General features: G+C 49.0%; 12 protein-coding genes. 6 read left to right on the top strand and 6 right to left on the bottom strand.

What is annotated here, in order from left to right:
• Positions 1-168: 168 nt before the first annotated feature.
• The 6 genes from OEM52_10560 to OEM52_10535 form a co-directional block, all read right to left on the bottom strand.
• On the bottom strand, positions 169-942 hold the full coding sequence (locus tag OEM52_10560; protein ID MDK9700574.1) for a tetratricopeptide repeat protein: 774 nt from the start codon (positions 940-942) through the stop codon (positions 169-171).
• A 115-nt stretch (positions 943-1,057) separates the two neighbouring features.
• On the bottom strand, positions 1,058-1,648 hold the full coding sequence (pal, locus tag OEM52_10555) for a peptidoglycan-associated lipoprotein Pal (protein ID MDK9700573.1): 591 nt from the start codon (positions 1,646-1,648) through the stop codon (positions 1,058-1,060).
• A 43-nt stretch (positions 1,649-1,691) separates the two neighbouring features.
• Positions 1,692-2,942: a hypothetical protein gene (locus OEM52_10550; GenBank protein MDK9700572.1), complete on the bottom strand. Its 1,251-nt coding sequence runs from the start codon at positions 2,940-2,942 to the stop codon at positions 1,692-1,694.
• 77 nt (positions 2,943-3,019) lie between these two features.
• Positions 3,020-3,634 (bottom strand): TonB C-terminal domain-containing protein, encoded by a 615-nt coding sequence (locus OEM52_10545; GenBank protein MDK9700571.1) that lies wholly within the window; start codon positions 3,632-3,634, stop codon positions 3,020-3,022.
• Positions 3,635-3,808: 174 nt separating this feature from the next.
• A complete protein-coding gene (locus OEM52_10540; GenBank protein ID MDK9700570.1) occupies positions 3,809-4,219 on the bottom strand; it encodes a biopolymer transporter ExbD in 411 nt (136 codons plus the stop codon).
• Entirely contained in the window at positions 4,219-4,749 is a 531-nt protein-coding gene (locus tag OEM52_10535) for a MotA/TolQ/ExbB proton channel family protein (GenBank protein ID MDK9700569.1), read from the bottom strand. Before OEM52_10535 ends, OEM52_10540 begins: the two co-directional genes overlap by 1 nt.
• Positions 4,750-5,026: 277 nt before the next feature.
• On the opposite strand from OEM52_10535, the gene mdh reads away from it, so the two are divergent.
• The 6 genes from mdh to OEM52_10505 form a co-directional block, all read left to right on the top strand.
• Complete coding sequence (gene mdh / locus OEM52_10530; protein MDK9700568.1) at positions 5,027-5,953, top strand: malate dehydrogenase; 927 nt, start codon at positions 5,027-5,029, stop codon at positions 5,951-5,953.
• A gap of 293 nt (positions 5,954-6,246) precedes the next feature.
• Positions 6,247-7,083 (top strand): MBL fold metallo-hydrolase, encoded by an 837-nt coding sequence (locus tag OEM52_10525; GenBank protein ID MDK9700567.1) that lies wholly within the window; start codon positions 6,247-6,249, stop codon positions 7,081-7,083.
• Positions 7,084-7,102: 19 nt separating this feature from the next.
• Positions 7,103-8,509 carry a glucose-6-phosphate isomerase gene (locus OEM52_10520; GenBank protein MDK9700566.1) on the top strand — a complete coding sequence of 469 codons (1,407 nt, stop codon included), beginning with the start codon at positions 7,103-7,105 and terminating at the stop codon, positions 8,507-8,509.
• Positions 8,510-8,524: 15 nt separating this feature from the next.
• Positions 8,525-8,977: a hypothetical protein gene (locus OEM52_10515; GenBank protein MDK9700565.1), complete on the top strand. Its 453-nt coding sequence runs from the start codon at positions 8,525-8,527 to the stop codon at positions 8,975-8,977.
• A 42-nt stretch (positions 8,978-9,019) separates the two neighbouring features.
• A complete protein-coding gene (locus OEM52_10510) occupies positions 9,020-9,895 on the top strand; it encodes a hypothetical protein (protein MDK9700564.1) in 876 nt (291 codons plus the stop codon).
• 73 nt (positions 9,896-9,968) lie between these two features.
• A partial coding sequence (locus OEM52_10505; protein ID MDK9700563.1) for a Glu/Leu/Phe/Val dehydrogenase occupies positions 9,969-11,023 on the top strand: 1,055 nt, incomplete at its 3' end.

Here is an 11,023-nt window from a genome sequence, read left to right as displayed (position 1 = left end):
GTATTATACAGATAGGTTATGTAGTTTCTGCTGTGATAAAAATCACTTATTTGCTCGCGGAGGGAGTAACAAAATCAAATCGAGTTATGCAAAAACGCTTATAAAAACCATAAAAAAAAACGGGCCGATTTGAATCGACCCGTTTCAATATTCAACTGCACAACCGAACTATCGTCGACGAGACTTACGCTCTTCAACTTTGATTTTATCGAGAAGCTCCTTCGCCCGATTTGCTTCTGGTGTTTCCGGGAATGATTTCATTAACTCCCCTAATACTGTTTTTGCTCCGCCATAATTCGCTTGCTTATGGAAAATCCGTCCCATTTGCCATAAGGCAGAGGGGGTACGTTCGCCCGGAGGATTGGACGAACCAGCCGCCCGATAATCCGCAATTGCCCCCGATGTATCCTTCAGCGCCAGTTTCGCTTGACCACGACCAAAGTAAGCATTCACAGCCAACGGTGAATTTGCCCATCGCTCTAAAAAAGTACCGAAACCAGCAACCGCTAACTCATAGTTTCCGCGAGCAAGATCGCTCTCGGCAGCATCAATCGCAGCGCGGGCTGACACCGTATCGGTATTGACCGAATCGCTTGTCAACTTGCGCCGGACTTCGCTGATCCCCATCGCAACATCACCAAACTTGCCGGTAGTTTCTTGTACCCGGGAAGCCAGTTTCGATAGAAGTTGCTCCATACTATCAAACCGATTGGTTGCCGAAGCACGAAACCCGCGGAGTTCAAGGTCTTGTTCCGCAATCCGTTGTTGTAACTCGGCAATCACCGAGTCGCGGGCTTGATCGGCAGCGATTTGCTCCGCCTGCTTCTCAAGCAACAATTGAGTATTTGCCCGGGAAGCATCACTGCTTTCGCGAATCTGTTTCAATCCACAGCCGGAGCTGATTAACAACACGACCATTATAATAAAAAGGCTGGACTTCATTGCTCTCCTCTCGTGTGCGTAAACAAAGCGACTTCATACGCGAACGAGAAAATCGGGGCGTATGTTGCAACGCCCCGACGTAATAAATCACGAATACTCGTGAATCGAACGAAGATTACTTCGTATTGAATTCGACGCGGCGATTCTTGGACCAGCTCTGTTCGCCAGTGCCCTTCGCTACGGGTCGCTCTTCACCGAAAGAAATCGTCGATATACGACCGGCATCAATGCCGAAATCGGTCAAATACTTTTTCACCGACTGGGCACGACGATCGCCTAACGCGAGGTTATACTCGTTCGTACCGCGCTCGTCAGCATGCCCTTCCAAAGCAACTCGCCAGTTCGGATACTTCTTGTAGAGTGCTGCGTTGGATTGACAATCGGTCGACATATCGTTGCGAATATTCGACTTGTCATAATCGAAATAGATGACCTTGATCAAAGCTTTGTCTTTTGCTTCAGCCTCTGCCTTCATTTTCGCTTCTTCCATTTCACGCTTACGGGCGGCGTCTTCTGCCAACCGGCGAGCTTCTTCGGCTGCAGCAATCGAGTCGGCACGGCGCTTTGCTTCTTCGGCAGCGCGGAGCGAATCGAGATTGATGGAAGGTTTCATTTCAGGTTTCGGCTTCGGACCACAACCGGTCGTTGCGATCAACATGCCGCCAGCCAGCACTACAACTGCCAGTCCAAGCGTTGAGTATTTCATTACTGTTCCTCCGATGGTTTTGACTAAACTGGTAAAAAGATAATTAAGGTGTCGGGGGTCCCCAAACCGGGCGTTGCGCGACTACATTTGTAACAATCATATCGACTTCACCGGTTTCCGGAGTCAGTAGTGCTATCCCCGGTATCCCTTGCCACACAGTTACAAAAGATATACGAAAACCGCCCGGAACAAAAGCAGGATCTTTTTGATCTTCGGAATAATACAGCAATCGCTTGTGAGTTACCCCGGCAGGATCACATTGATAAATCTGGAAAACTCCGTTTTCACGTCGGACATAGACGATCCTGTCACCCCGTGGCGACCATACCGGTGAATCGTTGTATTCCCCTTCATACGTGATTCTACGGATATCTGTACCATCCGAAGCCATCGTATACACCTGTGGATTACCACTACGGTCGCTGGTAAAAACAATCCGATCGCCCGCCGGACTCCAAGAGGGGGAAGTATCGATCCCGGATGCAAACGTGATCCGATTTTTATTGGTGCTGTTCGACTCAATCGTATAAATCTCACAATTTCCATCGACGGTAGTGGCGAAGGCGACTGTCTTACCATCGGGGGCGAACCGCGGGGAGGAGTCGACATACGGTGTCGAAACAAGAATATTCGCGGGACCACCGCTCGTCGATTGAATCCAGACATCGGCGTTACCGTTCCGAAAACTGGTATATGCAACTTTGCTGCCGTCAGGAGAAACAGTTGGTGAGATTAATATCGTTCCATCGCTTGTTAGCTGGGATCGGTTCAAACCAAAGAGATTCGTCGAGAAAAGCTCTCGGTTACCGGTGGTAGTAGAGCCGGCATAATAAATTCGTGCACTGGCAAAGCCCGGTTCTCCCACCAATTGTGTGTGGATCGTGCTTACAGCTTTTAGCGCGTTATCGAAATACTTATCGATAAGTGAAAACGATTGAAACCAATACGGTTTCACGGCGTCTCCTGCCAACAGCGATATCGTTACTGCGCCGCCAGATGAGGCTTTCTTCACTTCTAATTTTGCATTCGGAACCAGCGATGTTGCGGTTAATGTGTCGGGCATCTTATCGGTAACTTTTATCGTACCGGAAACTTGCAGCGCTTTCACGATCCGCTCCGACCACACGTTTGCCTCATCTGCTTTCTCTAATAACACTGAATCAGAAGTTACGGCACCCGAAAACAACAAAATTGGAACACTTTGTCCTTGTTGCTTCCCTTCCAAAATGACTTCCTGTTGTTGTGCAAACACTTGCAAACCAAGTAGGCAGATCAATACGACAAATGTTTTCATGATTCCTTTATCAAAGTCACACATCGAATAGTAAATATATTAACGACAGTGTTCAGTTCACTCGAAGTTAGTTTCTATCACTCCGAGCGGAAGATATAAGTAACACCAAGCGTGTTGCCACCATAATCACCCGGTAAAGGAGGTAATGGTGAGGCGGATAGCACTGCGCGCTGTGCCGCTTGGTCGAACAGCGCATTGCCCGAACTCTTTTGCAGTTTTAAATCGGTAATCCGGCCGTTCCGTTGCAGAACAAACCGTAACTCTGTCACTAAGCCCCCAATCCGAGTCGAAGGACGAAACATCGATTCAATTTTCTTTTCAACCAGTTCTAAGTAGTATCCGTGTGGAAACGCTCCATCGATTGACATTCCTGTGCTAATGCCACCTTTGCTGGCACTCTTAGCCCCCTTAGCACCTTTACCGCCATTACCGCTTTCCTTAACGGATTCCTTTTCTTTACTGGGAACAGTTTTATCGGTCGCTTTCGGTTCGGATTTATCAACTTTTGGTCGGGCGGATCGAATTGGTCGTTGTCGTCCCGGTAACTCATCACTTGAGATGACGGACACTTGTCGGGTCGCGCGAGCGGGAGCACCAATCTGGCGATGGAACATCGTATTCCAACTCGAGGCGATGATAGCTCCCGCCACCAGAAGATGTAAACCCGCCGAAATGCCCAATCCGATTTTCATTTTTCCTTGTTATTCCGTAAGACAGTCACTCATGTCTGAAAGTAGGACAGACACTCTTGTCTGTCCACCAGACTTCGTCAATCTTACCTGACATGTCATTGCGAGTGCAGCGAAGCAATTCATTTTTATTTACCGAACCCGAGTCCCGAACTCCGAATTCCGAGTCCCAATCACCTACTTCTTCTTATCCGGTTGTGCTTCCGTTACCAATCCTAAATCGATTACCCCGGCTTCCTTGATCAAATCAACCACTTTGATTACTTCACCGTAGGGTATCGTCTCGTCGGCACGCAGATATACCGGAGTATTTGCTTTACTCGACGTTATCTGTTTGAAGGCGGCAACGAAATCTTCCCGACGAACCGGTAATTGGTCGATATACAGCGCACCATCGGTCTTCATCGTAACATCGATGCCTTCCCGGCTGATTGACGGCACTTTGGTCGTTTTCGGAAGAGCAACATCGACACCGCTCCGTAACATTGGCGCTGTGACGATAAAGATAACGAGGAGTACCAGCATCACGTCGACTAACGGAGTGACATTGATTTCCGAAAGTTGACGACCTTGTTCACCCAGTTGCATTAGCGCACTCCACTTGCAAAGCGGCGATGAAGACTAAGCACGATCTCGGCAGCGGTCTCGATGCGGCGAGCTTCTTCACGAACTCTCCCAACAAAGTGATTGTATCCGATTACCGCTGGTACTGCTACCACTAGCCCGGCTGCCGTACAAACCAACGCTTCTGCAATACCGGGTGCGACTACGGCAAGATTAGGCGAACCATACTTTCCAATCCCGATGAATGCTTCCATGATGCCCCACACCGTACCAAACAATCCGATGAATGGGGAGGTGGAGCCAACCGTCGCAAGGATTGACAACCCTTTTTCACTTTGGCTTAACTCACTCTCACCGGTAACTTTTGCGTATCGTTCCAAAGCGTCGGTATCCGGTTCCTTTTCGCAGCGTTGGGCGAGCAAAGCAGTTACCCTTGCCGCCGGAGTAGCATCGTATTGTCTGCCAAATGAATAGCAGTCGTTAAACGTGCCGGCACGGTTTATTTTCGCTAAGAAGTACCTGTAAGCACTTTTCGACCGGATAAATCGCACCATCCGATCGAAAATGATCGACCAGGACAGTATCGAAATAAACAACAACAGAACCAGCGTAATTTGACCTGCGAGGGATAGTTCAGCCCAACTGATTGGCACAATGCCTCCTGCTTCCGAATTTACCTAATATACGCAACCTTTCACCCCTTCGTTCCCTGCCTTGAGTTGTGAGTCGCTGTGAAGATTCCTATCTTTACACGATTGAAATTTTCCACTCCTCCACCAGTTATGGTGGAAGAACCCCAGAAAAACTCACCAAATCGCTTGGAGCGAACAAATGAAGATTACTGTAATTGGAGCGGGTAACGTCGGTGCGACGACCGCTACCCGCTTAGCCGACCAGGAATTGGCATCTGAAGTCGTATTGATCGACATCCTCGACGGCATTCCCCAAGGGAAAGCGCTTGACTTGTGGCAATCTGCCCCGGTCCAGATGTCCGACACCAAAGTGATCGGAACCAACGATTATGCCGATACCGCCAACAGCGACATCATTGTGATGACTGCTGGTTTAGCGCGTAAGCCCGGAATGTCCCGTGACGATCTCCGCGACGCGAACACCGCGATCGTGAAAGATGCAATTTCCAAAGCAGCCCCATTATCACCGAATTCAATAATCATCGTGGTGTCGAATCCCCTCGATGTGATGACATACGTTGCATTGAAAGTATCGAAATTCCCCAGCCATCGGGTATTCGGAATGGCGGGAATCCTCGACACTGCGCGTTACAAGATGTTTATCTCGGAAGCCCTCGGCGTTTCGATCCGCGACATCCATGGTATGGTGCTCGGTGGACACGGCGATACGATGGTGCCGCTGCCCCGCTACACGTCTGTTGGCGGAATTCCCCTTGAGCATTTAATGCCTAAGGAGAAGATTGATGCAATCGTCAAACGTACTCAAAATGGCGGAGCGGAAATCGTCGGATACCTCAAGACCGGTTCGGCATACTATGCGCCATCGGCGGCGGCCGTCGAAATGGTTGCATCAATCGTCAAAGACCGCAAGCGCTTATTGCCAGTTTGTGCATGGTTGAAGGGCGAATACGGATACAATGATGTATATATGGGTGTCCCCTGTATCCTCGGAAAAACCGGTATCGAAAATATCCTCGAATTCCCGTTAAACGAAGATGAGAAGAAACTGTTTGCAACATCCGTTAGTCACGTGACTTCTGAGTTGGTAAAAGTAACAGATTTGTAAATCTCGTTTAACTTGTGACAAACAGAAGCGGGCGGCTCATTACCGCCCGTTTCTGCTCAATGTTGTCAATGCTTTTTCGAGAAGTGTATCAGTGAAATCGACTTCAACAGCCAATTAAACCCACTCAACATCGGGAGAATTTTTCCTGATTTTGCTAAGCATGAACATCAAATCGTTGCGTTTGTAGATCACAAATAACTTTGACTTGAATCACAAGTTTGGTTTCCGTTGTCCAATTCATCGAGTTCACTTATATTATTCAAATTGTCAAATGCCTCGGAGGTGAGTTGAACGTGACATTTTGGGGTACGAGAGGCTCATTACCTTCTCCTGGCCCTGCAACTGTACGCTATGGTGGAAACACGACCTGCGTAGAAGTATTCCTTTCTTCGGGTGAAACTGTTGTAATCGATTCCGGTACGGGAATTCGCACTCTGGGTAACGAGTTAATGATGCGAGGAAGTCCCGTTCGAGTAAAGCTCTTGTTCACCCATGCCCATTGGGATCACGTGCAAGGATTCCCGTTTTTCGTCCCGGCATTCATCGCCGGAAACCATATCGACATCTATGGTGCCCCTTCCGCCCAAAAACTCATACGTTATGATATCTTCGAAGCGAGTGACAGTAGTTACTTTCCCGTTAAGAAAGCCGATTTTAAGGCAACATGTATCTTTCACGAAGATCCATCCGAGTTTCCGCAACTGAAAAACTGTAAAATTTCTTCGATTCCGATGAATCACCCTGGTGGTGGCTTTAGTTACAAGTTCCAAGAGCACGGCAAAGTGTTTGTTTTTGCGACCGATTTTGAATTAGGTAAAGTGTATCCAGAAGGTACTTCACAGGAAGATTTTAAGAATTTTGTAAAAAACGCCGATTTATTGGTGCTTGATGCACAGTACACCGACGAAGAGATACTATACACCCGTGGCTGGGGACATTCTACCTATAACGAAGCGGTACAGTTTGCCTGCGCTGCCCATGTAAAACAATTGGTGCTGTACCATCACGACCCAAAACGCAGTGACGATGAACTCGACCATATCGTCGCGCAGATTCGCACTCGACTTGTTGAAAAAGGCTGTCCCCTTGAAGTATTAGCTGCTCGGGAAGGCGAAACATTATCGATTTAGTCGGGAAGGAACCTCAAAAATGCCCAACCACCAACTAACCCCACCATTAACAATAGATGTCACAAATGCGATGATACCTGGCCCTGCGGGATGTTTCGGAATTGCTTCTCCATTACTCATAAGTCCAATGCGCGTAAAATTGTCGAAAGCGATGGCAGTTGCTTTTCAAGCTCGTGAGACCGGAGAGATTGCATGGGCAGAGTTAGCGAGCGAACGTTCGTCGGTTGACCTTTGTATCGAATATGCGAATGTCATCAAGAAAAAGTTTCGTAATTTTGTCCAATTCGGTATCGGGGGCAGTGCCTTAGGAGCGCAAGCATTGCTTGACGCAGTGTGTCACCCATTTGCCAACAACCTTCCCGGCAATGTGCGCATCTTTGTCGCCGACAACATCGATCCCGATTGGTTGCACGGACTGTTTGAAATTATTGACCCGAAAGAAACCGCGTTTCATGTCGTTACGAAATCCGGCGCTACCCCGGAAACAATGGCGCAAGCATTTCTTGCCATCGAGCAAGTAAAGCAAGCCGTCGGTGACAATTGGCGCGACCATCTCTACATCACAACCGACCCTCGGAAAGGTGCGCTAAAAAAGTGGGCGGTACAGGAAAATCTCCCAACTTTACATATCCATCCCAATGTCGGTGGACGTTTTTCAGTATTGACATCCGTCGGATTATTGGCTGCCGCAGTCGCAGGTGTGGATGTATATGCATTGCTTGATGGCGCGCAGTGGGCGGAAGAAAAATGTTGGCGAGAGAATCCGGAAGAGAATCCTGCAGCAAAACTCGCTGCGTTGCTTTATCGCGCCGATGTCGAAAACCAGATTAAAATGTTTGTGATGATGCCTTATAGCAGTCGACTTTATCGTTTAGGCGACTGGTTTCGGCAACTATGGGCTGAATCGGTCGGAAAACGGCTCGATCTCAATGGCAACGAAGTATTTGTCGGTACAACTCCGATCAAAGCGCTGGGCGCTACTGATCAGCACTCGCAGGTACAACTATATGTCGAGGGACCAAAGGATAAACTAACGATTTTTGTCGAGGCCCCTTTTAATCACGAAGTCACAATCCCCCAAGGTTTGCCCGGTGACGACTCTTTGAGTTATTTGACCGGTCACACCTTTAACGAGCTGATACATTCGGAGCTGCGGGCAACGGAACGCGCACTGGCGAAAGCCGAGCGCCCCTCTATTTGCTTTGCATTAAACGGACATACTCCAGAAGCGATTGGCGCGTTCTTTTATCTATGGGAAGTCACCACCGCGTTCGCCGGATACCTCTACAACATTAATCCGTTCGATCAACCCGGAGTGGAAACTGGCAAAGTTACTACCGCAGCTTTACTTGGAAAAAAAGGAATGGAAGCGGAAGCTAATGCGATTCGCTCCGAACGTGACGCCTATCCCCGAATACTGCTGTAACTACAGGAATCTGACGTGAAAGAGGAGAAGTGCTTTGCATTGTTAATCGCGGGGGTTCTGGTTTCTGCGTTAACGGTGTTTCAAATAATTGTATCGTTTTCACCGGAGTGGAGTCTTTACTTTGGCGCACCCGAGGAAATCACGACCAATCCTTCTCAGCTGTTAGTGGTTGGTTTTGTAGCGGCTGTATTCTTCTTTGTCTTTGCACTCTATGCCTTTTCCGGGCAAGGTGTGATTCGCCGGCTGCCGTTCCTAAGAATAGCGCTTGTAGCGATTGCAGCGATATTTGTCCTCCGCGGTTGCGTTCTATTCCTACTGCTTGCCGCCCGTTTCGGAATCGTCGATACTCCGGTAACCAATTTTCCCGTTGAACTAACCAGCGCAATTATTTCACTCATCATCGGATTTTTCTATTCGATGGGAACCTACCGCTTCTGGGAAAAACTCAATTCTGCGAATGCGAAATAAAAGCTTATATTAGGGATAGCTGAGAAATACTTTAGAGATACAGTGACCGATTGCAGTAAATACACGATTGCCCTCGCCCAAATCAACCCCAAAATCGGCGATTGGAACACGAACCTGACGAAGCACCTCGAATACATCGAGCGTGCGAAATCACAGGGTGCATTGATTATCGTATTCCCCGAACTCTCGCTGAGTGGTTACATGTTGCGCGATCTGGCAGGAGAAACTGCGCGCAGCGTTAAGGATGCCTTCTTTAAACCCTTGTGTCAGGCGAGTGATGAAATCACCATTGTTTGCGGTGGTGTCGAGTTATCGCGTGACTTTACTGTTTACAATTCCATTTTTGTCTTCGAAGAAGGCAAGCATATCCACACCCATCGCAAAGTTTATCTCCCAACCTATAGCGTCTTCGAGGAAAAACGTTTCTACGGTGAAGGGGATCGGGTAAGAACCTTTGATACTCGATGGGGAAGAATGGGTGGTTTGATTTGCAATGATTTATGGCATCCCCCGCTGTTATGGCTGCTCAATCTCCAAGGCGCTGAACTGGTCGTTGTTCCGACGGCATCCCCATTGCGAGGTCTCGGCGAGGTCGAAACCTCGGAAGCCCAGCGGATTTTCCGCCTCCTTTGCGAAACGGGGGCAAAAACGAATACATTATATATCGCTCTCGTTAATCTGGTTGGTTGGCAAGATGGTCTGTTTTTCTGGGGTGAATCCGCATTGTACGGTCCTAACGGAAAAGCACTCTCTGTCGCATCAACCGATTCCGAACAATTGCTACTTCTGGAAGTTGATCGCGAATGGCTCCGCAGGGAGCGTATCGCGACCCCGCTTCGAAGAGACGAACGGGTCGATCTAATCGCCCGTGAACTGGCGCTCCTTCGGTCCCGGCATCAATCACAACCTTTCGAGTGATGAACCGGTGAGCCCGTTGCTACCGACCGACGTTTAACTCATACCAACTGCAAGAATCCGAACGGAGGATAGAATGGCACCACAGAAGACGCCGAGGATTCATTCCAAGCAAACCGTATCTGCGTTTGAAAATGCCAAGCGGCAATTTGACGCGGCGGCTCGCTTACTCGGCCTCACCGAAAATCAGATCGCAATGATCAAGGAACCGCGTCGCGTGACGAAAGTCTCGTTGCCGGTTTCCATGGACGACGGGCGCATTGAAGTATTCACTGCATATCGTGTGCAGCACAACATCGCCCGCGGTCCCGCCAAGGGCGGCATTCGCTACAGCCCGATGGTGTGCGAAGACGAAGTCAAAGCACTCGCTTTCTGGATGACTTACAAATGCGCTGTTGTCGACATCCCAATGGGTGGCGGCAAGGGCGGTATCGTTTGCGATCCCAACCAAATGTCCCGCGGTGAACTCGAGCGGATGTCCCGCCGATACTTCGCTGAAATGCACGATTTATTCGGACCGGACCGCGACGTTCCAGCGCCCGACGTAAACACCACCGGCCAGATTATGGCATGGATGATGGATACGTTCTCGATGACCAACAATAATTACACCCCGGCAGTCATTACCGGTAAACCGTTGGAAATCGGTGGCAGCAAGGGCCGCGAACAAGCAACCGCACAAGGTATGGTATTCTGCGTATTGCAGGCTGCCAAACACCTCAAGATGGATCTCAAGAAGACAACCGTAGCAATCCAAGGCTACGGTAATGCCGGTTCCAATGCCGCGTTATTGTTAGCCCGCGAAGGTTGCAAAATCGTTGCCATCAGCGACGAATACGGCGCTTTCCACGACGCCAAAGGCATCGATCCCAAGCATGCGATCGACTACCGCAAAGCAAACGGCGGCAAATTGACCGGTTATGACAAAGTCTCGTCGGCAAAGCAATTTGCCAATGCGATGGACTTGTTAGAGATGGAAGTCGACATTCTGATCCCGGCGGCGATTGAAAATCAGATTACTGATGATAATGCCGGTCGCGTCAAGTGCAAGTTGATTGCCGAATGCGCAAACGGTCCGATTACCCCGGAAGCCGATGACATCCTCGACGCCAATAAGATCATGATCATTCC

Source organism: bacterium (assembly GCA_030247525.1).
Classification (GTDB): domain Bacteria; phylum Electryoneota; class JAOADG01; order JAOADG01; family JAOADG01; genus JAOTSC01.
This window is presented reverse-complemented; position numbering and strand designations above follow the sequence as displayed.

What these genes read in the sequence shown, in the direction of transcription:
- OEM52_10560 (MDK9700574.1), bottom strand. Translation starts at nt 942, where the DNA reads ATGAAGTCCAGCCTTTTTATTATAATGGTCGTGTTGTTAATCAGCTCC.
- pal (MDK9700573.1), bottom strand. Translation starts at nt 1,648, where the DNA reads ATGAAATACTCAACGCTTGGACTGGCAGTTGTAGTGCTGGCTGGCGGC.
- OEM52_10550 (MDK9700572.1), bottom strand. Translation starts at nt 2,942, where the DNA reads ATGAAAACATTTGTCGTATTGATCTGCCTACTTGGTTTGCAAGTGTTT.
- OEM52_10545 (MDK9700571.1), bottom strand. Translation starts at nt 3,634, where the DNA reads ATGAAAATCGGATTGGGCATTTCGGCGGGTTTACATCTTCTGGTGGCG.
- OEM52_10540 (MDK9700570.1), bottom strand. Translation starts at nt 4,219, where the DNA reads ATGCAACTGGGTGAACAAGGTCGTCAACTTTCGGAAATCAATGTCACT.
- OEM52_10535 (MDK9700569.1), bottom strand. Translation starts at nt 4,749, where the DNA reads ATGGTGCGATTTATCCGGTCGAAAAGTGCTTACAGGTACTTCTTAGCG.
- mdh (MDK9700568.1), top strand. Translation starts at nt 5,027, where the DNA reads ATGAAGATTACTGTAATTGGAGCGGGTAACGTCGGTGCGACGACCGCT.
- OEM52_10520 (MDK9700566.1), top strand. Translation starts at nt 7,103, where the DNA reads ATGCCCAACCACCAACTAACCCCACCATTAACAATAGATGTCACAAAT.